The organism is Nonomuraea sp. NPDC005692, from assembly GCF_040631115.1.
Lineage (GTDB): Bacteria > Actinomycetota > Actinomycetes > Streptosporangiales > Streptosporangiaceae > Nonomuraea.
The window spans coordinates 62,882-87,532 of record NZ_JBEXYU010000038.1; the positions used below are offsets into that span (position 1 = coordinate 62,882).

At 70.5% G+C, this 24,651-nt stretch carries 24 protein-coding genes and 1 rRNA gene; 11 read left to right on the plus strand and 14 right to left on the minus strand.

Going from position 1 to position 24,651, the window contains the following annotated elements; genetic code table 11:
- Positions 1–24 precede the first annotated feature (24 nt).
- The 6 genes from ABZ459_RS45275 to ABZ459_RS45300 all read right to left on the minus strand — a co-directional run bounded on the left by ABZ459_RS45275 (position 25) and on the right by ABZ459_RS45300 (position 6,197).
- A complete protein-coding gene (locus tag ABZ459_RS45275; RefSeq protein WP_357985076.1) occupies positions 25–1,404 on the minus strand; it encodes a biotin carboxylase N-terminal domain-containing protein in 1,380 nt (459 codons plus the stop codon).
- A gap of 99 nt (positions 1,405–1,503) precedes the next feature.
- Entirely contained in the window at positions 1,504–2,802 is a 1,299-nt protein-coding gene (locus tag ABZ459_RS45280; RefSeq protein WP_357985079.1) for an HD domain-containing phosphohydrolase, read from the minus strand.
- Complete coding sequence (locus ABZ459_RS45285; protein WP_357985082.1) at positions 2,799–4,154, minus strand: HD-GYP domain-containing protein; 1,356 nt, start codon at positions 4,152–4,154, stop codon at positions 2,799–2,801. The genes ABZ459_RS45280 and ABZ459_RS45285 overlap by 4 nt, the downstream gene beginning before the upstream one ends.
- Positions 4,155–4,379: 225 nt before the next feature.
- Positions 4,380–5,318 (minus strand): NAD-dependent epimerase/dehydratase family protein, encoded by a 939-nt coding sequence (locus tag ABZ459_RS45290; RefSeq protein ID WP_357985084.1) that lies wholly within the window; start codon positions 5,316–5,318, stop codon positions 4,380–4,382.
- Between the two features lie 10 nt (positions 5,319–5,328).
- Complete coding sequence (gene rsrA / locus ABZ459_RS45295) at positions 5,329–5,595, minus strand: mycothiol system anti-sigma-R factor (protein WP_352322878.1); 267 nt, start codon at positions 5,593–5,595, stop codon at positions 5,329–5,331.
- Complete coding sequence (locus tag ABZ459_RS45300; protein ID WP_125648071.1) at positions 5,592–6,197, minus strand: sigma-70 family RNA polymerase sigma factor; 606 nt, start codon at positions 6,195–6,197, stop codon at positions 5,592–5,594. Before ABZ459_RS45300 ends, rsrA begins: the two co-directional genes overlap by 4 nt.
- A gap of 234 nt (positions 6,198–6,431) precedes the next feature.
- On the opposite strand from ABZ459_RS45300, the gene ABZ459_RS45305 reads away from it, so the two are divergent.
- Entirely contained in the window at positions 6,432–7,172 is a 741-nt protein-coding gene (locus tag ABZ459_RS45305) for a methyltransferase domain-containing protein (protein WP_352322877.1), read from the plus strand.
- Positions 7,173–7,254: 82 nt separating this feature from the next.
- On the opposite strand, the gene ABZ459_RS45310 is transcribed toward ABZ459_RS45305, so the two are convergent.
- Both ABZ459_RS45310 and ABZ459_RS45315 read right to left on the minus strand, forming a co-directional pair.
- A complete protein-coding gene (locus ABZ459_RS45310) occupies positions 7,255–7,587 on the minus strand; it encodes a TraR/DksA C4-type zinc finger protein (protein WP_357985088.1) in 333 nt (110 codons plus the stop codon).
- A 155-nt stretch (positions 7,588–7,742) separates the two neighbouring features.
- On the minus strand, positions 7,743–8,486 hold the full coding sequence (locus ABZ459_RS45315; RefSeq protein WP_357985091.1) for an SOS response-associated peptidase: 744 nt from the start codon (positions 8,484–8,486) through the stop codon (positions 7,743–7,745).
- A 133-nt stretch (positions 8,487–8,619) separates the two neighbouring features.
- Here ABZ459_RS45315 and aroA point away from each other — a divergent pair, with 133 nt between their 5' ends.
- Both aroA and rsgA read left to right on the plus strand, forming a co-directional pair.
- On the plus strand, positions 8,620–9,894 hold the full coding sequence (gene aroA / locus ABZ459_RS45320) for a 3-phosphoshikimate 1-carboxyvinyltransferase (protein ID WP_357985094.1): 1,275 nt from the start codon (positions 8,620–8,622) through the stop codon (positions 9,892–9,894).
- 91 nt (positions 9,895–9,985) lie between these two features.
- Positions 9,986–11,017, plus strand: coding sequence for a ribosome small subunit-dependent GTPase A (rsgA, locus tag ABZ459_RS45325; RefSeq protein ID WP_357985130.1), 1,032 nt, complete (start codon positions 9,986–9,988; stop codon positions 11,015–11,017).
- 11 nt (positions 11,018–11,028) lie between these two features.
- On the opposite strand, the gene ABZ459_RS45330 is transcribed toward rsgA, so the two are convergent.
- Positions 11,029–11,484: a DUF4442 domain-containing protein gene (locus tag ABZ459_RS45330; RefSeq protein WP_357985097.1), complete on the minus strand. Its 456-nt coding sequence runs from the start codon at positions 11,482–11,484 to the stop codon at positions 11,029–11,031.
- 90 nt (positions 11,485–11,574) lie between these two features.
- Between ABZ459_RS45330 and hisN the strand changes: the two genes are divergently transcribed.
- Positions 11,575–12,372 carry a histidinol-phosphatase gene (hisN, locus tag ABZ459_RS45335; RefSeq protein ID WP_357985133.1) on the plus strand — a complete coding sequence of 266 codons (798 nt, stop codon included), beginning with the start codon at positions 11,575–11,577 and terminating at the stop codon, positions 12,370–12,372.
- Positions 12,373–12,381: 9 nt separating this feature from the next.
- On the opposite strand, the gene ABZ459_RS45340 is transcribed toward hisN, so the two are convergent.
- The 3 genes from ABZ459_RS45340 to ABZ459_RS45350 all read right to left on the minus strand — a co-directional run bounded on the left by ABZ459_RS45340 (position 12,382) and on the right by ABZ459_RS45350 (position 14,165).
- Complete coding sequence (locus tag ABZ459_RS45340; RefSeq protein WP_357985100.1) at positions 12,382–12,753, minus strand: Rv3235 family protein; 372 nt, start codon at positions 12,751–12,753, stop codon at positions 12,382–12,384.
- 166 nt (positions 12,754–12,919) lie between these two features.
- Positions 12,920–13,705, minus strand: a complete 786-nt coding sequence (locus tag ABZ459_RS45345) for a fructosamine kinase family protein (protein ID WP_357985103.1) — start codon at positions 13,703–13,705, stop codon at positions 12,920–12,922.
- Positions 13,692–14,165, minus strand: coding sequence for a low molecular weight protein-tyrosine-phosphatase (locus tag ABZ459_RS45350; RefSeq protein ID WP_357985106.1), 474 nt, complete (start codon positions 14,163–14,165; stop codon positions 13,692–13,694). The genes ABZ459_RS45345 and ABZ459_RS45350 overlap by 14 nt, the downstream gene beginning before the upstream one ends.
- Before the next feature lie 137 nt (positions 14,166–14,302).
- On the opposite strand from ABZ459_RS45350, the gene pstS reads away from it, so the two are divergent.
- Genes pstS through ABZ459_RS45375 form a run of 5 tightly spaced genes read left to right on the plus strand, consistent with a single transcriptional unit; the run spans position 14,303 to position 18,791 of the window.
- Positions 14,303–15,418 (plus strand): phosphate ABC transporter substrate-binding protein PstS, encoded by a 1,116-nt coding sequence (gene pstS / locus ABZ459_RS45355; protein ID WP_357985109.1) that lies wholly within the window; start codon positions 14,303–14,305, stop codon positions 15,416–15,418.
- A gap of 6 nt (positions 15,419–15,424) precedes the next feature.
- Entirely contained in the window at positions 15,425–16,405 is a 981-nt protein-coding gene (pstC, locus tag ABZ459_RS45360) for a phosphate ABC transporter permease subunit PstC (protein ID WP_357985112.1), read from the plus strand.
- On the plus strand, positions 16,402–17,274 hold the full coding sequence (gene pstA / locus ABZ459_RS45365; protein WP_357985115.1) for a phosphate ABC transporter permease PstA: 873 nt from the start codon (positions 16,402–16,404) through the stop codon (positions 17,272–17,274). The genes pstC and pstA overlap by 4 nt, the downstream gene beginning before the upstream one ends.
- Before the next feature lie 15 nt (positions 17,275–17,289).
- Complete coding sequence (gene pstB / locus ABZ459_RS45370) at positions 17,290–18,066, plus strand: phosphate ABC transporter ATP-binding protein PstB (RefSeq protein ID WP_352322866.1); 777 nt, start codon at positions 17,290–17,292, stop codon at positions 18,064–18,066.
- Positions 18,066–18,791, plus strand: a complete 726-nt coding sequence (locus ABZ459_RS45375) for a response regulator transcription factor (RefSeq protein WP_357985118.1) — start codon at positions 18,066–18,068, stop codon at positions 18,789–18,791. Before pstB ends, ABZ459_RS45375 begins: the two co-directional genes overlap by 1 nt.
- Here ABZ459_RS45375 and ABZ459_RS45380 read toward each other — a convergent pair.
- Positions 18,760–19,749 carry a serine hydrolase gene (locus tag ABZ459_RS45380; RefSeq protein ID WP_357985121.1) on the minus strand — a complete coding sequence of 330 codons (990 nt, stop codon included), beginning with the start codon at positions 19,747–19,749 and terminating at the stop codon, positions 18,760–18,762. The two genes, ABZ459_RS45375 and ABZ459_RS45380, sit on opposite strands and share 32 nt — an antisense overlap.
- Positions 19,750–20,063: 314 nt before the next feature.
- Here ABZ459_RS45380 and ABZ459_RS45385 point away from each other — a divergent pair, with 314 nt between their 5' ends.
- The gene (locus ABZ459_RS45385) at positions 20,064–21,416 is read left to right on the plus strand and encodes a hypothetical protein (RefSeq protein WP_357985124.1); all 1,353 of its coding nucleotides are present in this window, start codon (positions 20,064–20,066) and stop codon (positions 21,414–21,416) included.
- Positions 21,417–21,912: 496 nt separating this feature from the next.
- Positions 21,913–23,178, plus strand: a complete 1,266-nt coding sequence (locus ABZ459_RS45390; protein WP_357985127.1) for a PQQ-binding-like beta-propeller repeat protein — start codon at positions 21,913–21,915, stop codon at positions 23,176–23,178.
- A gap of 1,391 nt (positions 23,179–24,569) precedes the next feature.
- Here the strand turns inward: ABZ459_RS45390 and rrf are convergent.
- Positions 24,570–24,651: ribosomal RNA gene (gene rrf, locus ABZ459_RS45395) — 5S ribosomal RNA — on the minus strand; the annotation flags it as partial.

The window sequence follows — 24,651 nt, forward strand, 5'->3', positions numbered from 1 at the left end:
ACGCCACCAACAATGTCGACCGGGTCAGGCCCGCATTCGCCCGACCAGACCCGTGTCGTAGTCTCCCGCGACGAATGCCGGGTTCTCCAGCAGCTCGGCGCAGAAGGGCAGATTGCTCTTCGGCCCCTCGACAGTGAACTCCGCGACCGCCTTGCGTCCCAGCTCCAGCGCCTCGGTACGGTCGGCCCCGAGCACGCACAGCTTGGCCATCAGCGGGTCGTAGAACATGGTCACCGTGTTGCCCGCCTCGTAGCCGGAGTCGACGCGGATGCCGTCGCCGGCGGGCTCGTCCCAGGTCGTGATCCGGCCGGGCCCGGGCAGGAAGCGTTTGGGGTCCTCGGCGTAGACCCGGAACTCGATCGCGTGCCCCTCGGGCGCCACCGTGATCTCCGGGCTCTCCCCGGCGGCCACGCGGAGCTGCAGCTCCACCAGGTCGAGGCCGGTGACCAGCTCCGTGACCGGGTGCTCGACCTGCAGCCTGGTGTTCATCTCCAGGAACACGAAGTCCTGGGCGTCGGCGTCGACCAGGCACTCGACCGTGCCCGCGCCGAGATAGCCGACGGCCTCGCCGGCCCGCACGGCCGCGGCCAGCATGCGTTCGCGCAGCTCGGGGCCGATGCCGGGGGACGGCGACTCCTCGACGACCTTCTGGTGGCGGCGCTGCACCGAGCAGTCGCGCTCGCCCAGGGCCAGCACCCGGCCGTCGGGCAGGCCGAGGATCTGCACCTCGACGTGGCGGGCACGTTCGACGTAGCGCTCCAGCAGGACCGCGGGCCCGGCCAGCGCGTCGCCCGCGCCGCCCGCCGCGGCCGCCGCGGCGAACCTGGCCGCCGCCCTGGCCGCCTGCTCGAACGCCTTGGCCAGCCCGGCGTCGTCACGGGCCACGCTCATGCCGATCCCGCCACCGCCGCCGGCGGTCTTGACCATGACCGGGTAGCCGATCAGCTCGGCCGCGTCGAGCGCCGCGACCAGGTCGGTGACCGGCTCCCTGGTGCCCGCGGCGACGGGCACGCCCGCCTGCTCCATGAGGTTCCTGGCGTTGATCTTGTCGCCCATGCGGTCGATGGACTCCGGCGTCGGCCCGATCCACACGAGCCCGGCCTCGATCACCGCCCGCGCGAACGCGGCGTTCTCCGACAGGAAGCCGTAACCGGGGTGCACCGCGCCCGCTCCCGTGGCGCGGGCCGCGTCCAGCACCCTGGCGGGGTCGAGATAGCTCTGCGCGGGGTCGGCCGGGCCGATCAGCACCGCCTCGTCGGCCTCGCGCACGAACGGCAGCCCGGCGTCGGCCTCGGAATGGACGGCGACGGCACGCAGGCCCATCCGCCTGACCGTACGGATGATCCGCCGGGCGACCTCCCCCCGGTTGGCGATCAGAACGGGTCCGAGCGTCTCAGCAATCACGCGGACAACCCTATGACCGCCGTCGGCCCGTCCCCTTTCCCGTGAAGTACCGATCAACGGAGAATGATCTGTAGGAACCCCACAAAGGCGGGCAATCAGCTAGACGCGGCCTCTGCCGACCACCCGGGTCAGGGCGTCGAGCGCGGCGGCGTCGTACGCACTGCCCGCCGTGAGCCCGATGCGCTCCAGCGCCGCCCCCGACCGGTCGCGGTCGGTGGACGGGCCCACCAGGTCGTCGTAGGCGTTGGCGACCCTGATGATGCGGCTGGACAGCGGCGGGTCGTCGGCGATCTCGTCGCACTGCCTCCGGACCACCTCGGCCACCCGGTCGAGCACGCCCGTCTGCCTGATCACCTCGGCCCCCAGCTCGGCGATGCGCCGCGCCTGCTCCGGATCGGCCAGCACGGTGGCGCCGCCCGGGATGGGGTCGCGCAGCGAGAGCTGGCCGATGTCGTGCATGAGGGCCGCGTACTCCAGCTCCAGCAGCTCGGGCTCGGCCATGCCCAGCTCCCGGCCGACGGCCACGGCCAGCCGGGACACCCGGCGCGAGTGGCCCGGCTCGACGTAGCCGCCGACCTCGGTGACCCGCGACAGGGCGCGGACGGTCTGCAGGTAGGTGGCGCGGATGCCGGCGTACTTGCGGAAGGCCACCTGTGTGACCAGCAGCGGCGCGGCGAACACCAGCAGCGCCACCAGGTCCATGCTGTGCGTGGCGAGCGCGAGCAGCACGCCGGAGGCGGCCACCGCGGCCCCCAGCGGGAACGCCATGTTGATCTCGTCGCGCACCGCCACCCGGAACGCGGTGCGCAGCCGCTCGGCCCGCAGCAGCGCCGCGATCAGCACGTCGACCAGCAGCGTCACCGTGATCAGCGAGACCATCACCACGAGCGCCGGCCACCAGGTGTGAGCGCCCGGCGGCGGCTTGGTGAGCTGGTAGAGCGGGTCGGCCAGCGGGCGGAAGGCGAAGGCCAGCAGCGCGCCGGTGAGCAGGCGGCGGGCCATCGCGTCGAGCCGCGGCGGCCGGCCGACGGCCAGGTGGGGCAGCGCGCCCGCGACCATCCCGGCCGCGATCACGGCCACGACCTGCAGCGCGGAGTGGCGCAACTGGTTCTGGCTGAGGTCGAGCAGCAGGGTGTAGCCGAGCGCCGCGGCGGCGCCGATGGGCGCGACCTCCCTGTTGCCCGGCATGGTCAGCCGGGCCAGCTCGCCGACCGCGATCAACGCGCCGAACCCGATGGCGATCTCGGGACGGTCGAGCCCCACGGCCGCCGTGTGCGCCACCCCCGCGACGGCGACCAGACCGGCCGCGCAGATCAGCAGCAACTGGCCGGAGTCGAGCCGGCGCAGGACCGTGGTCGGCGTCCTGTCGGCGCGCCGGGCGCGCTCTGTGGTGGTCATGGCCCGCTCACGACCTGGATCGGCATCGTCGGGTCGTCGTGGTCCTTGATCGTCGCCTCGGCGGCGTCGGGCGGCGGCGCCTCGACCCGGCGCGGCGGCTGCCAGGGATTACGGTCCAGCGCCCGGATGAACGCGGCCACCATGACCGGGTCGAAGTGCGTGCCGGCGCACTTGCGCAGCTCCTCCACCGCCACCTCGACCGGGCGCGCCCCCCGGTAGGAACGGTCGGAGGTCATCGAGTCGAACGCGTCGGCCACCGCGATCACCTTGGCGAACTCGGGGATCTCGTCGCCGGCCAGGCCCATCGGGTAGCCGGTGCCGTCGTGGCGCTCGTGGTGGTGCATGATCCCGGCGTAGGCCTCGTCGAGGAAGCCGATGCCGCGGACGATCTCCAGCCCGCGCATCGGATGGAGCTGGATCGCGGCGAGCTCTCCCTCGGTGAGCGGGCCGTCCTTCTGCAGCACCTTCGTGGGCACGCCCAGCTTGCCGACGTCGTGGAGCATGCCGGCGTAGCGGATGGCGCGCAGGCGTTCGAGCCTCATGCCGATCTCCTCGGCGATCATGCTGGAGGCGAGCGAGACGCGCGTGCAGTGGCCCCGGGTGTAGTAGTCCTTGGTCTCGACGGCCTGGCAGAGCGCGGCGATGGTGGCGTCGTACGAGCGCTGCTGGGCGTGGTACTGGCCGAACGCCCACCGGGCCACGAACAGCGGCATCAGCACCAGCACCGCCGAGATCGACTGCACGGTCGCCCACAACCCGGCCACCAGCAGCCCGAACGTGCCGTAACCGAGGTAGGACAGCAGGAACTGGACCATGCCCCGCAGCGGCACCTCCGTGGCCCGCACACTGGTCGCCAGGCTGATCATGGTCAGCGTGAGCACGATGTTGAGCGGCACGAACACGGCGGTCGCGGCGGCGTAGGGGCCGATGAGGCTGTCGAACTCGTTGACCCGCGGCACCCCGACCGTGCCATGGAGCCACTCGTAGACCCAGCCGGAGGCGTAGCCGCAGATGGCGAACTGGGCGCCGTTGAACAGCCGCTTGATCAGCGGCAGACCCGGCCGCACACTGACCGCGGCGGTGAGCCCCACCAGCGCCGCGCCCTCCGGCCCGATCAGCACGACCGCGGCCAGCGACGCCGAGAAGCTCACCGACACCGCGAACTGCTCCACGTTGAGCAGCGTCGGCATCGACTCGCACACCAGGAAGAGCAGCGCGAGCACCAGCAGGATGTCCAGATTCTCCGGCGCCACGAGCGGGCCGGAGACGATCGCGCTGTGCCCGATGAGAGCGGCCGCCGCCGCGATCACGGCGACCAGGTAGACCCTCGCGGGCCAGGGCAGGTCACGCATTGCGGCCCCCTACGGCGGTCAGGTCCAGGAAACCCCTGGCGGAAGCGCGCCGATGCCGGCCAGGACCACCATCGAGGTGACCACGATGACGGCGGCGAGCGACCGGGTGAACCTGTCCTTCAACATCCCACATGCCTCCACGTCGACTTCTGGAGCTCACGCTACAGAAGAGGACGTCACCGTACGGGCCGAGCGGGAAATCGCAAGCAAAGTGTAATCAAGCAACTACCTGGCGCGACTCCGCGCCCAGGCCACGGTGCTCTTCACGCCGGTCGGCAGGTCGGTGCGCGGCTCCCAGCGAAGCCCCTCGTGGGCGGGCACCGGATCGACGGCCATCGCCGGCAGGTCGCCGACGCGCGGGGGCGCGAAGCCCGGCTTGTCCTGGGCCCCCGCCGCGTCGGCGATCAGCGAGTGCAGGCGCCTGTCGGTGGTCTGGATGCCGGTGCCGAGGTTGAAGCGGCGGCCGTTGCCCTCGCTGCCGCAGGCCCGGACGAAGCCGTCGACCACGTCGTCGACGTAGACGTAGTCGCGGGTCTGGGTGCCGTCGCCGTAGAGGACGGTGGGGGTGCCGTTGAGCAGGGCGTCGGTGAAGATCGACACGACGCCGGCCTCGCCGTCGGGCGACTGGCGCGGGCCGTAGACGTTGGAGAGCACCAGCGTGGTGTACTCCAGGCCGTAGAGGGCGCGGAAGGTCGCCAGGTAGGTCTCGGCGCTCAGCTTGGAGGCCGCGTACGGCGAGCGCGGGTCGGTGGGCGCGTCGCCGGGCACGGGGATCGTGGCGGGCCGGCCGTAGACCGCCACGGACGAGGCGAACACCACCTTGCGCGTGGTGCCCTCCTTGGCCGCCGTCAGCACCGACGCGGTGCCCTCGACGTTGAGCCGGGCGTCGTGGACGGGGTCGGCGACGCTCTTGCGTACGCTGATCTGGGCGGCCAGGTGGCAGATGACCTCGGGCCGCAGCTCGGCCGCCAACCCGATGATCGCCGGGTCGCGCACGTCGAGGACGTGCAGGCTGAAACGGTCGCTCTCGGCGGCGTTGACCAGGTTGTCCCTGCTGCCGGAGGACAGGTCGTCTACGGCGACGACCTCGTGTCCGTCCGCGAGCAGGCGGTCGACGAGATTCGACCCGATGAAACCGGCACCACCGGTGACTAGGACGCGCATGGCGTGAATCCTAGTCGGCCAGCTCCGACCTCACCTGCTCGATCCGCGCCAGCACCTTGGAACGCAGATCGGCGGGGACGGGATCGCAGCCGCAGTGCTTGGCCACGAGCGCCTTGACCGCCTTGTCGAGGTCGTACTCCTTCAGGCACGGGCTGCACTCGTCGAGATGCACGCGGATGTCGGAGACGTCACCGTCGGTCAGCTCGCCGTCGAGATAGGCGTAGACCTTGTCCAGCACCTCGCGACAGTCGGTGTCGTGCGGGTTGCCACAGCTCATTTCGATCCCTCCGAGGGGACCAGGCCGCGCTCGCGGGCGTAGTCCTCAAGGAGGCCCCGGAGCTGCCTGCGTCCCCGATGCAGCCTGGACATCACGGTGCCGATGGGAGTGCCCATGATGTCGGCGATCTCCTTGTAGGGGAAGCCTTCGACGTCGGCGAGGTAGACGGCGATCCTGAACTCTTCCGGCAGCGCCGCGAGCGCCTGCTTGATGTCGCCGTCGGGGAGGTGCTCCAGCGCCTCGACCTCGGCCGACTTCAGCCCGCTCGAGGTGTGGGACTCGGCGCGCGCGAGCTGCCAGTCCTCGATCTCCTCGGTGCCGGACTGCTTGGGCTCACGCTGCTTCTTGCGGTAGCTGTTGATGAACGTGTTCGTCAGGATCCGGTAGAGCCACGCCTTGAGGTTCGTGCCCTCCTGGAACTGGTGGAACGACGCGAACGCCTTGGCGAAGGTCTCCTGAAGCAGGTCCTCCGCGTCCGCTGGATTCCGGGTCATCCGGAGCGCGGCGGAGTAGAGCTGTTCGAGATACGGCATGACGTCGCGCTCGAACCGCTCGCTGCGCTGCTCCAGAGTCTCCGCGCCTGTCGCGGGCACCGGACCCACCCCCCTAAGATCACCGGTGGCCGGCTGTGGCGGTACACCGTACTCAGGGGAGAATACCCGCTGGCCGATGACCTCCTGGTCATCGGGGCGCGGTCTTTCCAATGTGAGCATGCTCGTCGCAACACGCCCGCGCCCTTGTCTGTTCCCGCAAGATAGAAGGTACAGAGGACCCGGTGCGGGGAACGTCCATACGTACCGGCTGGTAGCCCTTTTTCCGGAACTCAGGAGTCGCGTGTGCTGCCCATTCCGGCCGAGGAACTGAACGGCTCTGGGACGCTCGGGCCGTACTGGACCTTCTACCGCGCCGTCGCCGCCGAGCAACTGAACCGCTGGCTCCCCGGCGAACCGTCGGTGATCCTCGATCTGTCCGGCGGCCGCGGACGCTGGTCCGGCCAGGCCGCGAGGGCGGGACACCGGGTGATCGAGGTGCTCGACTTCCGCCGGACCGTGGACGCGCAGTCCCGTTTGCGGGACGCCGACCGGGTTCGGCACGTACGCGCCGATGATCTGGCCTTTCTTCCCGATGAGAGCGTTGACGCGGTGGTCGCCGAGGAACGCGCGATGTCGATCGAGCTCATGGCCGAGTCGGCGATGAGCGACGTGGCCAGGGTGCTGCGTCCGGGCGGGCGGGCGCTGGTGTGCGTCGACTCGCTGGTGCTCGGCATGGCGATCCTGGCCGAGCAGGAGCAGTGGCAGCACCTGCGGCAGACCGGCGAGGTCATGCTGGTGCCCTGGCCCGACGGCAGCATCACGCGCTGCTTCAGCAGCGGCCAGCTCCGCGAGCTGCTGATGGGGGCCGGGCTGGAGGTGGAGTGGATGCGGCCGCGCACGGTGTTGTCGCCGTCCACGGTGGACCACGTGCTCGGGTCCGACGGGCGGGCCCTGACCTGGCTCGTGCGCACCGAGCTCGACGCCCATCCCGACGACGACGACACGGTGGGCATCCACCTGGTGGCCAGCGCGCGCAAGAGCTGACCCGCCGCCCGGCTTTCCGAGGGCCGCCGTTCTCCGTGACCGGCGGCCTTCGGCTGCGGCGGCCGGTCAGCTGTGCGGCCGGTCAGCGGCGGCGTTCGCGTTTCCCCTGGCACTGCACGCAGCGGGCGGCCTCCGGGCGGGCCTCCAGCCTGCCCTCGGGCACCGGCTTGTCGCAGTCGACGCACCTGCCGTACGCGCCCTCGTCCAGGCGCCTGATCGCCTCGGTCACCGCGCGGCGTTGCGCGGTCGCCACGGTGAGCATGGCCTGCGCGCGGTCGGCGTCGGTGAGGTCGGAGCCCGCGTCGGCCGCCGAGTGCTCGCGGATCGCGACGGGGTCGCCCTGAAGGACACCGATCGAGCGGTCCAGCTCCACGAGCATGTCTTCGAGCCGCTTACGAGCGGTCGTGACGTCCACGAATCCGCACCTCCGGGTGAAAGAGGGAAGCCCGCGGCTAGGACTCCCCGGTTGTCCCGCCCGGCGCAATTAGGGGCATGTTGTGGCGGTGACACCGAGTGAACGGTCGCATCGCTTTCCTCACCGAATGCCCACTTACCATGCTTCTTACACCTTTAGAAAAGGCCGGCTTCCTCCTCGTCGGGAAGCGGTTTGATGAGATCCGGCCCATTGTTCCGAACATTATTGACATCAGTAGAAACGGGATATGCCGCCAGCCTCCCGGCCTCCGCGGGCACCAGGAGTCGTGAGGCGCGCTCGGTGTCGGTGAGGCCCGGGTCGAGCCAGTCGGCCCAGCGGTCGCGCTCGATCATCATGGGCATCCTGTCGTGGATGCGGCCGAGCTGGTCCTCCGCGTCCGTGGTGATGACCGTGCAGGTCACCAGCCACTTGAGCGGGTCGTCGTCGTCGCGGGTGCGGTCCTTCCAGAACTCGTACAGGCCGGCCATGGCCAGCACGCCGCCGTCGGCCGGGTGGATGAAGTACGGCTGCTTCTTCTTCTCGCCCTCGACGGCCATCCATTCGAAGTAGCCGTCGGCCGGGATCAGGCACCTGCGCTTGGCGAACGCCTGCCGGAACGACGGCTTCTCGGCCAGCGTCTCGGCCCTGGCGTTGATCAGCCGGGAGCCGATCGACGGGTCCTTGGCCCAGACCGGCACGAGGCCCCACCTGACGATCCTGAGCTGCCGGACCGCGTGCTCGTCCTCCTTGGAGGTCCGGCTCATGACCGCGTAGACGTTCTTGGTGGGGGCGACGTTGAAGTCGGCGCCCAGCTCCTTGTCGGGCTCGCCGTCGAGCTCGACCTGGAACTCCTCCAGCAGTTCGTGCTTCTTGCGCGCCGAGGCGTATCTACCGCACATGTCCCCACATTGCCATACGTCCGGGTCTCGCTTCGCGGCTTCGCCTCCGGCCGGGGCGGCTCGGCTTCACGGAAGGGCGACGCGTCGTCCACAGGCTGTGAACGCGCCGTACCAGGCCCAGTAGGCTTTGGACATGCCCGCTCAGCACTGGCCCGCGCCGACGGCCGACACGCCCGTCAACGCCTCCGTCCGCCTGCCCGGCTCCAAGTCCGTCACCAACCGGGCGCTGCTGCTCGCCGCGCTGGCCGACGGTCCGGGCGTCGTGCGCCAGGCGCTGCGCAGCCGCGACGCCGACCTCATGGTGTCGGCCCTGCGCGCGCTCGGCGCCACGCTGACGGCCGTGCGCGAGACCACCGACGCGGTCGACTGGGAGGTGACGCCGGGCCCGGTCCGCGGCGGCGCGCGCATCGACGCCGGGCTGGCGGGCACGGTCATGCGGTTCGTCCCCCCGATGGCGGCGCTGGCCGACGGCTCGGTCTTCTTCGACGGCGACCCCTACGCCCGCAGGCGTCCGATGGGCCCGATCCTCGACGCCCTGCGCGCGCTCGGGGCGCGCATCGACAACGACGCGCTCCCCTTCACCATCACCGGGCCGCTGACCGGCGGCGAGGTCACCATCGACGCCTCCGGCTCCTCGCAGTTCGTCTCGGGGCTGATGCTGACGGCCGCGCGGTTCGCGAAGGGCGTGACGATCCGGCACGTCGGCCCGCCGGTGCCCTCCCAGCCGCACATCGAGATGACCGTCCACATGCTGCGCGAGGCCGGGGTCAGGGTCGACGACACCGAGCGCGACGTGTGGCGGGTCGAGCCGGGCCCGATCGCGGCCAGGGACATGACGGTCGAGCCCGACCTGTCCAACGCGGCGCCGTTCCTGGCCGCCGCGCTGGTCACGGGCGGCACGGTCACGGTCCCCTGCTGGCCGGCGGAGACCACCCAGCCGGGCGACGCGCTGCGCGGCCTGCTCACCACCATGGGCGCCACGGTGACCCGCGACGGCGACGACCTGGTCGTCACCGGCACGGGCGAGGTCAAGGGCCTCGACGCCGACCTGCACGAGGTGGGCGAGCTGACCCCCACGATCGCCGCGCTGGCCGCCCTGGCCACCACGCCGAGCCGCATCCGCGGGGTCGGCCACCTGCGCGGCCACGAGACCGACCGGCTGGCCGCGCTGGCCACCGAGATCAACGCCCTCGGCGGCGACGCGGAGGAGACGGCCGACGGCCTGCTCATCCGTCCCCGCCCGCTGCGCGGCGGCGTGTTCCACAGCTACGACGACCACCGCATGGCCACGGCCGGGGCCGTGATCGGCCTCGCGGTGCCGGGCGTGGAGGTGGAGAACATCGCGACGACCGCCAAGACGTTGCCGGAGTTCGTCCAGATGTGGGCGGCGATGCTGGAGGCCCGATGAGCGGCGATGATCGCGCGTTTCGCGGCAGGCGGCGGGGGCACTTCGCAGGAGGGTCCGGCGTGAGAGGAAGCGAGCGCATGGGAGCGGACCGCTGAGAAAGCGGGAGTACGACGAGGACGACGTACGGGTCAGGCCGGGCAAGGGCTCGCGCCCGCGCACCCGCATCCGTCCCGCGCACGAGGACGCCGTGGAGGGCTTCGTGGTCGCCGTCGACCGGGGCCGCTACACCACCCTGGTCGAGCCCGAGCGCGGCCACAAGCGCAAGCAGCAGCAGCGCCGGCTCGTGGTCGCCATGAAGGCCCGCGAGCTGGGCCGCAAGGGCATCGTGGTCGGCGACCGGGTGGCCCTGGTCGGCGACGTGTCGGGCCGCCCCGACACGCTGGCCAGGGTGGTCCGTGTGGAGCCGCGCACCTCGATGTTGCGCCGCTCGGCCGACGACACCGACGACACCGACGGCATCGAGCGCCCGGTCGTGGCCAACGCCGACCAGCTCGTGATCGTCACGGCGCTGGCCGACCCGCCGCCCAGGCCCCGGATGATCGACCGGATCCTGGTGGCGGCGTTCGACGCCGGGATCGACGCCCTGCTCTGCCTGACCAAGTCCGACCTCGCCTCGCCGGACGAGCTGGTCGCCCTGTACGAGCCGCTGGGCGTGCCGCACATCGTGGTCCACAAGGGCGGCTCCCTCGACGAGCTGCGCGACCACCTGGCCGGCCGCATCAGCGTGCTGGTGGGCCATTCGGGCGTGGGCAAGTCCACCCTGGTCAACGCCCTGGTGCCCGATGCCAACCGCGCGGTCTCGCACGTCAACGCGGTCACCGGCCGCGGCCGCCACACCTCCACCTCGGCCGTCGCGCTGGAGCTGCCCGAGGGCGGCTGGATCATCGACACGCCGGGGGTGCGCAGCTTCGGCCTGGCCCACGTGTCGGTCGAGACCGTGCTGGCCGCCTTCCCCGACCTGGTGGAGGGCACGGTCACCTGCCCGAAGGGCTGCACCCATCTCGGCGACGGCTGCGCGCTCGACGCCTGGGCGGCCGCGGGCAACGCCGACCCGACCCGCCTGGAGTCGCTGCGCCGCCTGCTGTCCAGCCGCGAGGGCGCCCCCGACGAGCCCGCCGCCTGATCACCGGCCGTTCATGGGCGGTTGGGGCGCAGCGTCCAGGTGACGGTGAGGCTGGAGACCAGGGTGCCGGCCGCGTCGCGCACGTCGACCAGCACGTCGAAGACCGGCCGCTCGCCGGCGTCCAGCTTGCCGACGACCTCCTCCCTCGAGGCGGCCACCCGCGCCTCGGCCCGCACCTTGCCCAGGGCCACCTTCCGGAACTCGATGGTCGCCGTCGTGGGCAGCGGCACGCTGCGGCTGAGCTGGTCGCCGAACCTGGACAGCACCGCCGCGCCCGACGCCGACTCGGCCAGGGTGAACAGCGTGCCCGCGTGCGGCCCGGCCACGTGGTTGTGCAGCTCGGGCCGGTCGGGCAGCCGGCATTCCGCCCGGCCGTCCTCGACCGAGTCGAACACGATCCCCAACGTACGGGCGAATGGAACGGTTTCGAGAAGGAAGGCACCTACATCAGTGGACATAGGAGACATGTTACTGGTCAGTAGGTGAAAAGGGAGTTACCAGAAAAGGGGCGCCGGTGACTGATGTCCGGCACGACCGACGCGATAGCGTGGCTGACCGTGCAGGGTTACAACGACGATCTACGCCTCGCTCACGTCATGGCGGACGCCGCCGACGACCTGACCATGCGGCGCTTCAAGGCGGTCGACCTCAAGGTCGAGACCAAGCCCGACCTGACGCCGGTCAGCGACGCCGACCGCGCCGTCGAGGAGGCCATCCGCGGCACGCTGCGCCGGGCCCGGCCGCGTGACGCGGTGGTGGGCGAGGAGTTCGGCAAGACCGGGTGGGGAGCCCGGTCGTGGATCATCGACCCCATCGACGGCACCAAGAACTACGTGCGCGGCGTGCCCGTGTGGGCCACGCTGATCGCCCTCATGGAGTACGGCAAGGTCGTCGTCGGCCTGGTGTCGGCCCCCGCGCTCGGCCGTCGCTGGTGGGCGGCGACCGGCGGCGGCGCCTGGACCGGCAGGAGCCTGGCCAAGGCCTCCAGGATGAGCGTCTCCTCGGTCACCAGGCTGGAGGACGCCTCCTTCTCCTACTCCAGCTTCGGCGGCTGGGAGAAGCTCGGCAAGCTGGACAACTTCCTCGACCTCGGCCGCGCCTGCTGGCGCACCCGCGCGTACGGCGACTTCTGGTCGCACATGATGGTCGCCGAGGGCTCGGCCGACGTGTCCGCCGAGCCGGAGCTGTCGCCCTGGGACATGGCGGCCCTCACCGTGATCGTCGAGGAGGCCGGCGGCGTCTGGACCGACCTCGCCGGCGTGCGCGGCCTGGAGGGCGGCAGCCTGGTCTGCACGAACGGCGCCCTCCACGACGAGGTGCTGAACCGGCTCAACGGCACCACGATCACCTCCTGAGAGCCCGCTTCAGGCCGTCTCGAAGTCGGTGCACAACCATCGGTGGCCGTGCCGCTCCAGCCGTACGGCCAGAACGTGACTGCGCTCGCCGCAGTGCACCAGCACGCACATCTCGACGGCCCCTTCCCGCGGCTCCTTGACGTGCGGGCTCCCGACGAACGGCGGCCGATCGGCGGAGATCATCTGCCCGGCCCTGACGAGGTCGCGGTAGGCCCGGCCGGTGAGCCGGTCGGCCACCGACTCCGGCGGGCGGCGACCCGTCAGCACCTCGGCCAGCGCCTGCCCGAGCTGGCGCAGCCTGCGTTCGTCGGGCCGGGCTCCGGGCGGCCCCCAGACCAGCGGGGTCAGGGCCAGTGCGCCGTGCGTGGGGTCGTCCGCCATGCGCCCTCCAATTGACTCAGGGGGAAGAAGGAAACGCCTTAATGAGTTTTCGGCCGGGGCCGCCGGATACGAAATCCGCCAACTTTACCCGGCCGTCGTCCTCTTTCCTCCCCTTGGGCGGAGAAATGCTTCGCGCGGCTGGATCCCCTATTTCTTTATCGGTTGTTCAGAGCGACAACACCCGGGCGACCGCATTCAGCAACGAGTCGCGGTAGGAGGCTCCGTACAGCACCACGTGCACCAGCAGCGGATGGAGCTGGTGCAGCGGCACCCGCTCCCGCCACCCCGGCGCGAGCGGGAACTCCTCCTGGTACGCCCCCATCACCCGATCCAGGTACGGCAGCCCGAACAGGGCGAGCATGGCCAGGTCCGTCTCCCGGTGCCCGCCGTGGGCCGCCGGATCGACGAGCACCCCGGTGCCGCCGGACCACAACACGTTCCCGCTCCACAGATCCCCATGGACGCGGGCGGGCGGCTCGGGCGGCCCGGCCACCTCGGCGAACCGTTCCACGGCCCGCTCGACCAGCCTCACGTCCGCGGCCGGCAGCCGCGCCCGGCGCAGGAACGGCATCACCCGCCGGGTCGCGTAGAAGGACGGCCAGTCGCCGTCGGGCGAGTTGTCCATGGGCAACTCGGCGATGAACCCCGGCCAGGGCGCGCCGAACCCGGCCGCCCCGGCGCGGTGCAGACGGGCCAGGTCACGGCCGAACCGCAGGGCCGCCTCGGCGGTGGGCGCCTCCTGCGGCACCCACGACAACACCAGCCGGTCGGGACCGGCCTCCACGACCTCGGGCACGGTGATCGCCTCGCCCAGCCAGCGCAACCCGGCGGCCTCGGAGGCGAACACGTCGGAGGCAGGACCGATCTTGGCGAACACCTGCCGCCCGTCCTCCAGCACGCCGCGCTGCAGCCGGCGGCCGTGGGAGGAGCCGAGGTCCTCAGTCGATCTCATCGGCGATGTGCGCGGCCACGCCCTTCGAGGCCGTCTCCAGCATGGTCAGCACCTCCTCGAAACCCTCGCGGCCACCGTAATAGGGGTCGGGCACCTCGGCGCCGTCCGGCGCGCCGGGGTCGAACGAGCGGAACAGACGCACCTCGACGTCGGCGGGCGCCAGGCGGCGCAGGTTGGCCGCGTTGTCCCGGTCCATCGCCAGCACCAGGTCGTAACGGTCGAACCAGTCCCGCGTGAACTGCCTGGCACGGTGGGCGGCGCCGTCGTAGCCGTGCTCGGCCAGGATGCCCAGCGCCCGCTCGTCCATCGGATCGCCGGCGTGCCAGCCGCCGGTGCCCGCGCTCTCGACGACGACCCGGCCGCCGAGCCCGCGCTCCTCCAGGGTCCGGCGGAGCACCGCCTCCGCCATCGGGGAACGGCAGATGTTGCCCATGCACACGAGACACACGCGATAGCTCATGCATCCCATCTTCGCTGGTCACATTGATGGAGACGACCAGGGGCGTTCACCGAACGTTCACCCTTGTTGGGGGGTCTGAGTCACTTTGCCTGCATAACTTCATGGACGACTAAGGACCAAGTGAGGGGAACCCAACCGTGAAGTATGCAGGCCGGCTCGCCGCCGTCGCCGTCGTCGGCGCGCTCTCGCTCGCTGCGTGCGGCACAGACAACAACAGCTCCGGGGGCACGAACGGCACCAGCTCCGCCAGCGCCCCCGCCGCGGGCAACGACAACGGCCTGAGCGGCACCATCAACGCCGCCGGCTCGTCGGCCCAGGCCAACGCGATCGACCAGTGGAAGAAGGACTTCCAGGCCAAGAACTCGGGCGTGAGCCTGAACTACCAGCCGAGCGGTTCGGGTGCCGGTGTGCAGTCGTTCATCGCGGGCACGGTCGACTTCGCGGGTTCGGACTCCGCTCTCAAGGACGACAAGGGCGAGCCCGCCCAGGCCGACGCCCGATGCAAGACCGGCAAGGCCATCAACATCCCGATGGTGACCGGCCCGGTCGCGGTGGTCTACAACCTCCCCGGCGTGGACGGCCTGCAGCTGTCGCCCAAGACCATCGGCGGCATCTTCGACAGCAAGATCACCAAGTGGGACGACGCGGCCATCAAGGCCGACAACCCCGACGCCAAGCTCCCGTCCACGCCGATCTCGGCCTTCCACCGCTCGGACGAGTCGGGCACCAGCGACAACTTCACCAAGTTCCTCAAGGCGACCGCCGGCTGGCCGTACGAGCCCGCCAAGGCGTGGCCCGCCGAGGCCAAGGGCCAGGGCGCCAAGGGCTCGGACCAGGTCGCGGCCAGCGTCAAGAGCACCGAGGGCTCCATCGGCTACGTCGAGCTCTCCTTCGCCGAGAACTCCCAGCTCAGCAAGGCCAAGGTGGCCAACGGCTCCGGCGAGTTCGTCGAGCTGACCGCCGACAGCGCGGCCAAGACGGTCGAGACCGCCGAGATCACCGGCACCGGCAACGACCTGAAGCTGAGCATCGACTACGCCACCAAGACGGCGGGCGCGTACCCGATCGTGCTGGTGACGTACGAGATCACCTGCGAGAAGGGCCTCGCGCCCGAGCAGGCCAAGATCGTCAAGGAGTTCCTCACCTACACCTCCAGCGACGAGGGCCAGGCCGCGCTGAAGGAGCTCGGCTACGCCCCGCTCGCGGGCGAGCTGCTCACCAAGGTCCGCACCGCCGTCGGCGCGATCTCCTAGCACAACATGACGACCAACGTTCGTACCCGTGGGGGCGGGCCGGCCACGCGCCGGTCCGCCTCGCGGCGCAGCCATGGTGAAGGCCCCTTCAAGTTCGTCTCCACCGGTGCCGGCGTCCTGCTGCTGGGGATCATGGCGGCCATCGCCGTCTTCCTCATCAGCGAGGCCGTCCCGGCCCTGCAGGCGAACAAGGGCAACTTCTTCACCGACCTGATCTGGGAGCCCAACGGCAGCCAGGTCTTCGGCATCGGCGCGCTGGCCTTCGGCACCGTCCTCAGCTCGGCGATCGCGCTGGTCATCGCCACCCCCATCGCGGTGGGCGTGGCGCTGTTCATCTCCCACTACGCGCCCCGCCGCCTGGCCGGGCCGCTCGGCTACCTGGTCGACCTGCTGGCCGCCGTGCCCAGCGTCGTCTACGGCCTGTGGGGCGTGACGTTCCTGGTGCCGCTGCTGCGCACGCCGTCGCAGTGGCTCAACGAGCACCTCGGCTGGTTCCCGCTGTTCTCCGGCGAGGGGGCCATCGGCGGCAAGACCATGCTCGCCGGCGGCATCGTCCTGGCGATCATGATCCTGCCGATCATCGCGGCCATCTCGCGCGAGGTCTTCCTCCAGGCCCCGAAGATGAACGAAGAGGCGGCCCTGGCGCTCGGCGCCACCCGCTGGGAGATGATCAGGATGGCCGTGCTGCCGTTCGGCCGGCCCGGTGTCATCAGCGCCGCCATGCTCGGCCTCGGCCGCGCGATGGGCGAGACCATCGCGGTCGCGCTGATCTTCCCCGCCACCTTCGACCTCAGCTTCGAGATCCTCACCCCGCACGCCAACAGCATCGCGGCCAACATCGCCAACGGCTTCGGCGAGGCCACGCAGGTCGGCCGGGGCGCGCTGATCGCCTCCGGTCTGGTGCTGTTCGTCATCACGCTGCTGGTCAACATGGGCGCACGCATGGTGATCAACCGGCGCAAGGAGTTCAGGGCGGTGGGGTCATGACCATCCAGCACATCTCGACCGGCCGCCGGATCAAGGACAGGTTCGTCCAGGGGCTGGTCTACCTGGCGTTCGCGCTGGCCGTGGTACCGCTCATCTCGGTCCTCTGGCTGGTGATCTCGAACGGCCTGGCCCGCTTCGACCTGGAGTTCCTCACCCACTCGATGCGGAACATCGGCGCCCGGGACGTCGGCGGCGGCGCCTACCACGCCATCATCGGCACCTTGGAGCAGGTCCTGCTGGCCTCGCTCATCTCGGTCCCGATCGGCCTGTTCACCGCCATCTACCTGGTCGAGTACGGCCACGGCGGCCGCCTGAGCCGGGCCATCAGCTTCTTCGTGGACGTCATGACCGGCGTCCCTTCAGTCGTTTCCGGCCTGTTCATCCTCGCCTTCTGGGTGCTCTTCCTGGGCAACCCGTTCTCCGGCTTCGCCGGCGCGCTGGCGCTGTCGATCCTGATGATGCCGACCGTGGTCAGATCGGCCGAGGAAATGCTCCGGCTGGTGCCCAACGACCTGCGCGAAGCCTCGTACGCGCTGGGCGTGGCCAAGTGGCGCACGATCCTGAAGGTCGTGCTGCCGACCGCGTTCACCGGCATCGTCACCGGCGTCATGCTGGCCGTCGCCCGCGTGGCCGGCGAGACCGCGCCGCTGCTGCTCACGGTGTTCTTCACCGACTCCATCAACAACGATCCGTTCAGCGGGCCACAGATGGGCCTTCCGCTCTTCGTCTTCGACCAGGCGGCCCGTCCCAACGACACCGCCATCGACCGCGCCTGGGCCGGAGCCCTCACGCTGATCCTGATCGTCATGCTGCTCAACCTGGTGGCGCGCCTGATCGCCTGGTGGCGCAGGCCCGCCAGGGGCCGATAGGGGGTAACCGCCACAATGTCCAAGCAGATCCAGGTCTCGGGCCTCGACGCGTACTACGGTTCGCACAAGGCGATCGAGGACGTGTCGATGACCATCGAGCCGCGCTCGATCACCGCGTTCATCGGCCCGTCCGGATGCGGCAAGTCGACGTTCCTGCGCACGCTCAACCGCATGCACGAGGTGATCCCCGGCGCCCGCGTCGAGGGCAAGGTCATGCTCGACGGCGAAGACCTGTACGCCCCCACCGTCGAGCCCGTCTCGGTCCGGCGGATGGTCGGCATGGTCTTCCAGCGCCCCAACCCGTTCCCCACGATGTCGATCTACGAGAACGTGGCCGCCGGGCTCCGCCTCAACGGCCGGGTCGGCAAGTCCACCCTCGACGGCATCGTGGAGGAGTCGCTGAAGGGCGCCAACCTCTGGAACGAGGTCAAGGACCGGCTGAACAAGCCCGGCGCCGGCCTGTCCGGCGGTCAGCAGCAGCGCCTGTGCATCGCCCGCGCGATCGCGGTCAAGCCGCAGGTCCTGCTCATGGACGAGCCGTGCTCGGCGCTCGACCCGATCTCGACGCTGGCCATCGAGGACCTGATGGCCCAGCTCAAGGAAGAGTTCACGATCGTGATCGTGACCCACAACATGCAGCAGGCCGCCCGGGTCAGCGACCGGACCGCGTTCTTCAACCTGGCCGCCCAGGGCAAGCCCGGCAAGGTCATCGAGATGGACGAGACCTCCCGCATGTTCACCAACCCTTCGGAGAAGGCAACAGAGGACTACATCACGGGACGCTTCGGCTGATGACCCCACAGCAGGCGGCATCCACGATGAACGGGGACACGCGGACCAAGCCCGTACTGCTCATCGCCGACCCCGACGACGCCGTGGTCGATGACCTCGTCACGGCGCTGGAACGCGAGGGCGTGGCCGTCACCGGCGCGCCGGACGGCGCCCAAGGGCTGCTCCAGGCGGGGGCGCTGCAGCCGGACGTGGTGCTCGTGTCGGCCACGCTCCCGGTCATCGACGCGGTCGACTTCGTCCGCGCGGTACGGCTCGCGCGAGCCGTACCGGTCCTGCTCGGCGTCGGCGAGGGGAACGCCGAGCAGGCCGTACGCGCGCTCGCGGCGGGGGCGGCGGCCTGCGTGGCCCGGCCGTACCGGGTGCCGGAACTGCTGCCGTTCATCCAGGCGGCCTCCCCCGAGTCCCGCAAGGTGCTGGCCGTCGGCGGCGTCGAACTGGACGTCCAGGCCTACCAGGTACGCGTCGCGGGCCGCGCCGTGCACCTCCCGCTGCGCGAGTTCGAGCTGCTGCAGTACCTGATGCGCAACGCCGACCGCACGGTCACCCGCGAGCAGATCATGCGGCACGTGTGGCACGCCGCCGCGACCACGTCGACGAACACGATCGCGGTGCACGTCAAACGGCTGCGCGCGCGCCTCGGCGACAACGACGACCAGCTCATCCAGACCGTGCGCGGCGTCGGCTACCGGCTGGTCACGCCCGGCACTTCCGGAAGTCCCGCATGATCCGCGCGGCGACGCCCTCGACGGTCGCGATGCCGTCCCCCACCTCGGCGCTGCCCTCGGTGAGGACGGCGACCGCGTAGTCGTGGCCGCGGCCCCGGATCAGCCCCACGCTGACCGTGGCCCAGCGCCCGTTGGAGACGCGCTTCAGCCAGCCGTTCTTCAAGCGCACGCGCTCGCCCGCGCAGGCCGCGGCGGAGACGCCCCAGTCCTGGCCGCGGACGACCGCGCCCATGAGTTCGAGCGCCTGCGCGCGCTCCTTGGCCTTGAGCGGGCTCTTCCCGGACACCAGCGCCTTCATCAGGCGGACCTGGTCGTCCACCGACGTCTCGGTGATGCCCCAGCAGTAGAGGTCGACGCAGTCCCCCGGGACGCCCCTGGTGTGCCTGAGCCCGAACCTCCGGCCGGCCTCGGTGAAGCCCGCCGCGCCTCCGATTCGCAACCACAGGCGGTCGGCCGCGTGGTTGTCGCTGTAGCGGATCATCAGGTCGGCGTCGCGCCTGACGGACTCGGGCAGCTTGCGCCACGGTTTCCCGAGCAGCAGCGCCATCAGGATCTGGACCTTGGCCGTGCTGGCGGTGATCAGCCGTTCACCTGGGTGGTAGCGGTAGACGCGGCCGGTCGTCAGATCCCTGACCATGGCCGTGACCGGGCCCGGCCGGCCCGCCAGGAAGCGGTCGAGCCGCTTGGTGATCTTCTTGGCCGGGACGGGTTTCACCGCCTTCGGCTTCTTGGCCGGGACCTTCCCGGCGATCGCCGGGGGGCCGAGGCGGTGCGGCATGCGTACCGGCCCTGACGCGGCGCGCACGTTGAGCGCGCTCGCCGTCCCCGGCACCACCGCGTGCGCGCTTGCCATCCCCGGCGTCGCGTACGTGGCCGGCGCCGTCCCCGCGGCTCTGCCCGGGGCGAGCAGCGGTGGCAGGAGGGCGAGCGCGAGGGCCAGCCGTGGAAGCGTCCTCACGCTGCCCGCGATCATGCGGTGAATTATCACGAAAAATGGCAACACCGCGCTACGAGTCGCCGGAAATCATCTTCACCTTCTCACCACTCCACAAAGAACCCGACCACCCCGAAGACGCGCGATGTGGCCACTGGTACGATTCCCCTCTTTCGGGGTTTCCCAGCACTCTCGGGGCAAAAGTGACAACGGGGCCGAGTTATCCGCAGTATCAGGGGCAACAGCAGCAACAGTGGCCGGCCATGCAGCCGCCGCCACCACCACCTCCACCCAATCCTCTTCCTCCGCCCAGACGCCGGACCGGCTTCTGGGTCACCATGGGCATCGTCTCGCTCGTGGTGGCGATCGCCGTGGGCGCCGGCGTCGGTCTCGTCCTGCGCGGGCGCATCGGCGGCGTCGAGGACCCGCTGCGCCGGCAGGAGGCGTCGGGCAAGGGCGACCCGAACGCCGTGGTCGTCACCGACCAGGAGATCGAGAAGCTGGTCTACGAGCACGGCAAGGCGCTGAGCAGCGGGAACGCCGACGCGTTCACCTCGATCTTCGACAAGGACAACGCGGCGCTCGTCCGCGACCAGCGCAAGGTGTTCACGAACCTGCGCAAGGTGCCGCTCAGCGAGGCGTCGTACAAGGTGATGCGCCGCGAGGGCCGCGCCGAGGACAGCTTCGGGCGGGCCCTGAAGTTCACCCAGGACGTCGCGTTCGTCCACCGGTTCGCCGGCATCGACCTGCGGCCGGTCTCGGAGTGGTACCGCTGGACGCTGGAGAAGGCGTCCAAGGACGCGCCACTGGTCGTCACCAAGGTGGACGGCGCGCCGCCGCCCATGGTGAGCGAGGGCTCCAAGTCCATGTACTACCCGGGCCCGTGGGACATCTGGCCCGACATCGCCGTGGTCCGCGCGGGCGCGAGCATCGTCCTGGCCCGTCCCCAGGACGCGGCCATGGCCAGGCGCGTCGCGCCGATGGTCGCCAGTGCGGCGAAGAAGAACCTGGACTTCTGGAAGCGCAACGGCGACGCCACCGCGCCCGTCCCGGCCGGGTTCGTGGTCGCGCTGGTCGAGGGGCAGAGCCAGCTCGGCAACCTGTTCCGCAAGGAGAAGGCACACGAAGCGGGCGTGTCCATCCCCATGCTCGCCTGGGCCTCCCTGGGCGACGACGTCAAGGTCGGCGGCACCCGGGTGGTCATGGACACCACCTCGTCCTTCTTCCGGTCGTCCGAGGGCATCCTGGAGATCAGCACGCACGAGCTGGCCCACTCCCTCCTGGCCGGGCTGGACAGCGCCGACTTCTCCCTCTTCGGCAAGCCGAACTGGGTCGTCGAGGGCTTCGCCGAGTACTCCGCCAACCGCGGCCACCCGATCAACCAGAACATCCGCTTCCAGGAAGGCCGCGCCTACCTGGCCGGCCGCCTCAGCACCCAATTCTCGGGACGGCTCCCCGACAACTCGTCGTGGGACGCCAACGGCATGACGAACGTGCACTACCTGATGGGACACCTGGCCATGCGCTACATCGCCCAGCGGTACGGCGAGCAGAAGCTGACCGGCGCGGTGGTCGCGGCCTACCGGGCCAAGGGCGACGACAGCGAGGCGGCACTGTTCAAGGTGCTGGGCGTACGCAAGGCGGACTTCGAACGGCAGTGGGCGTCGTACGTCCGCGGGCAGCTGGCCTGAACGGGGAACAACCATGACCGACCACTCCAACACCCCACCCGGCCCGTACGGCTCCCCACCCCCCAACCCGTACGGCCAGCCGACTCCCAACCCCGGCTCCTACCCTCCGCCCGCGCAGCCGTGGCCCCAGAGCCCGGCCGCGTACCCCCCGCAAGGCACGGGCCCAGCCGCCTACCCACCCGCGGGCTACCCGCAACCGCCCGCCAACCCCTACGCTCCTCCTCCCCAGCCCCCGGCAGGCGCGTACGCCCCGCCTACGGGCAACCCAGCCGCATACCCCCCGCCACCAGGCAACCAACCCACATACTCACCGCCCACGGGCAACCAGCCCACATACCCGCCGAACCATCCCTCGCCCGGCGCCCCGTCGCCCTACGGCCAACCCCCGCAGCCCCCCGCACCCGGCAGCGGCACACCGTACGGCGGCCATCCCGCCCCCCCGCAGCAGAGCCCCCGGCCCAAGTGGAAGACCGCCCTGCTGGCCACCGGCGCGGCCGTGGTCCTCCTCTCCGTCAGCACGGGCACCGCCTGGTTCGTCGCCACCACCGGCACGACCGCCGGCGGCACCACCGCATCCGGCGACGGGGCAGAATGGGACGTCCCCCTCCCCAGCGCCGGGAGCTGGGACTTCACCACCGCCCTGGCCTTCGGCAGCTGGATGACCGACAAGGTCGTCATCCGCGCCCAGAAGGACGGCGTCCTGGCCTACGACCTGGCGTCCGGAAAACGCTCCTGGGGCATCCCCTCGCCGGGCGCCCAGCTCTGCGGCGCCACCCCGGACCTGTCCGGCGGCAAGGCCGCCATCGCGTACGGCAGCAGCAACTCGTGCGACCACCTGGCCGGCATCGACGCCACCACGGGCAAGCTCACCTGGAAGATCAAGATCCCGGCCGAGAAGTCCACCCTCGCGAACTCCATCAACGTCCCCCGCATCATGAGCGCCGACGGCGTGGTCGTCACCGAGCTGGACGACGCGGTGGTCGCCTACCGCCTCTCCGACGGCCGCAAACTGTGGAACGCCACGGCGGCCGCCGACGACGGCTGCCATGTGAAGGACATCAACACCGCCCCCACCCGAGTCGCCGTCATCCTCGACTGCACCTTCAGAGGCGGCACCCGCCTCCAGTACCTCGACCCCAAGACCGGCAAGATCACCAAGCAGGCCACGCTGGGCCAGCTCAGCCTCATGACCAGCCTTCTGTCAGCCTCTCCCGCCATCATCCGCAGCGAGTCCGGCGGCCAGAACAACTTCACGGTCTACTCCGACGCCGCCACCAAGGTGACCGAGTTCAAGACCCCCGAGGTGGACATGCTCGCCATGAACACCGTGGCCCTGGTCAACGGCCTGTTCGAACAGCACCGCTACACCATCCACGGCGACCGCCTCTACCTGGCCACGTTCCCGGAGAACGTCCCGCAGAGCATGCGCTCCCGCAACAAGGCCCTCGCCTACGACCTGAAGACCGGCAAGCAGCTGTGGGAGTCGTCCGGCACCCACGACACGATCCTCACCTACGTCCGCGCCGACGACCAGGGCCTGCTGGCCGTCGAAACCGGCGACCGCCGCGACCTGGCCCCCCGCCTCATCCGCCTGGACGCCGCCACCGGCAAGGCCACCGAACTGGCCACCCTCCCCCAGAAGTACGGCACCGAGGCCGAAAAGGCCCGCGTCTTCGAACGCAACGGCGTAGTGATCACCGTCCCCTGGACCTCCGTAGCCACCAAGTACGCCATCACCTACGTCAACACCAAATCCGACTGACCTCGCAACAACAGAAGGGCCCCACGCACCCAGCGTGAGGCCCTTCTCTCATCTCCCCCAACCTCCACCCCCGGCCACGTTGCACACCACCCCAGCCCTGCCACTCCCCACACCACTCCAGCCCTACCGCTCCACACAGCGCCCTCATCCCTGCAACCCGAGCTTTCCGCCATCCCCGTAACCCCGGAACCGCCATTCCCAAGCCCCATCCGCCCTCACTCGCCCACCACCACCGAGCCCCACAGCCTCCCGGTCGGGCCCCGGACCAGCCCCAACAGTCGACCTCTCACCGACACGGGTCTCTCCCCTCAGGACAGCTCTCTCCACAGTCCCGCTTGATGACACTCCCGGACCTTCCCACGCAGCAGAGTCACTGACGGCCCCCACAACCCGCCCCTCACGCACGCAACCTGCCACCCCACAAAGCCCCCTGCCGATCGCGGAGCTACACCGCAGGGACATCCGGCTAACAACCAGACTCCCCACCGGGCTGCTCCTGAGAACCACACCAGCCCCCAACTCACTGCTGCCAACACCAGAACCACCGAGCACCACTCTTGAATCGACAGCCCACCGAGATCAGCCCTCCGCATCTCGCGCTTGGCCGGCTGCGACGCCCTGCGTGCCTGAGAAGCCTGAAAGTGCGGTGGCGTACCCAGAATGCGTGTGCCGAAGATGCGTTACGTGCCGCAGGCCGCGACGCCCCCACATCCCCCGACACCCAGCGCCTGCTCGAGGTGCCATCACGTCACCTGCACGAGGAGATCTCCAGCTTCTGCGGGCTGGTGACACCTGAAGTCTGTCTGCGGGCGCGGGATTGGCGCCGCCGTGCGCAGGCGCGGAGTGAGTGTCGACATTCAGCGGAGACGTAGGGCCGACCCAAGGACGAGCCCAGAGAAGCATCGGCCCAGGATCCGGATACGAACCCTCAGTCTCCCTGGAGGCCGGGCCCGGCCTCCCCGCCTCCTCGCAGGCGGGCCGGATACGGTCCCCCTCCACCTTCGAAGTGGGCCCAGCTCGGACTGACTAGAGGTAGAACCCGATTGGGCGCCGCCGAAGCGGTGCCTGCGCCTTGCTTGCTGCAGCGCGCCCCGCGGCTTGGTCCACCGCCCGGTTGACCGGGCGATCCACCGGCCGATACACGGGCCCCGGTCCACCGCGGTCCACCAGCCAGTCCCCAATGCCGGTCCACGGGCCGGTCCACGGGGCCGGCGCCACCACCCCCAGCCCTCAGCCCGCAGCCCCGCAGACCCCGCGACAGCACCCGGACAATGAAAAACCCCGGACATGCAGAAAGGGGCCCCGACCGAAGCCGAAACCCCAACCCGGAACCCTCCCCCCCGAACGCGAAGAAGCCCCACACGAACCGTGTGGGGCTTCTTCGAAAGATTGTCCGGCGGTGACCTACTCTCCCACACCCTCCCGAGTGCAGTACCATCGGCGCAGAGAAGCTTAACTTCCGGGTTCGGAATG

Excerpts from the sequence above, each read along its gene's own strand:
- pstB (WP_352322866.1), top strand. The coding sequence starts at position 17,290 with ATGTCCAAGCAGATCCAGGTCTCGGGCCTCGACGCGTACTACGGTTCG.
- aroA (WP_357985094.1), top strand. The coding sequence starts at position 8,620 with ATGCCCGCTCAGCACTGGCCCGCGCCGACGGCCGACACGCCCGTCAAC.
- ABZ459_RS45330 (WP_357985097.1), bottom strand. The coding sequence starts at position 11,484 with ATGTCTCCTATGTCCACTGATGTAGGTGCCTTCCTTCTCGAAACCGTT.
- ABZ459_RS45290 (WP_357985084.1), bottom strand. The coding sequence starts at position 5,318 with ATGCGCGTCCTAGTCACCGGTGGTGCCGGTTTCATCGGGTCGAATCTC.
- pstC (WP_357985112.1), top strand. The coding sequence starts at position 15,425 with ATGACGACCAACGTTCGTACCCGTGGGGGCGGGCCGGCCACGCGCCGG.
- ABZ459_RS45340 (WP_357985100.1), bottom strand. The coding sequence starts at position 12,753 with ATGGCGGACGACCCCACGCACGGCGCACTGGCCCTGACCCCGCTGGTC.
- ABZ459_RS45285 (WP_357985082.1), bottom strand. The coding sequence starts at position 4,154 with ATGCGTGACCTGCCCTGGCCCGCGAGGGTCTACCTGGTCGCCGTGATC.
- rsrA (WP_352322878.1), bottom strand. The coding sequence starts at position 5,595 with ATGAGCTGTGGCAACCCGCACGACACCGACTGTCGCGAGGTGCTGGAC.
- ABZ459_RS45385 (WP_357985124.1), top strand. The coding sequence starts at position 20,064 with ATGGGCATCGTCTCGCTCGTGGTGGCGATCGCCGTGGGCGCCGGCGTC.
- ABZ459_RS45280 (WP_357985079.1), bottom strand. The coding sequence starts at position 2,802 with ATGACCACCACAGAGCGCGCCCGGCGCGCCGACAGGACGCCGACCACG.
- ABZ459_RS45315 (WP_357985091.1), bottom strand. The coding sequence starts at position 8,486 with ATGTGCGGTAGATACGCCTCGGCGCGCAAGAAGCACGAACTGCTGGAG.
- ABZ459_RS45375 (WP_357985118.1), top strand. The coding sequence starts at position 18,066 with ATGACCCCACAGCAGGCGGCATCCACGATGAACGGGGACACGCGGACC.
- ABZ459_RS45345 (WP_357985103.1), bottom strand. The coding sequence starts at position 13,705 with ATGAGATCGACTGAGGACCTCGGCTCCTCCCACGGCCGCCGGCTGCAG.
- ABZ459_RS45350 (WP_357985106.1), bottom strand. The coding sequence starts at position 14,165 with ATGAGCTATCGCGTGTGTCTCGTGTGCATGGGCAACATCTGCCGTTCC.
- pstA (WP_357985115.1), top strand. The coding sequence starts at position 16,402 with ATGACCATCCAGCACATCTCGACCGGCCGCCGGATCAAGGACAGGTTC.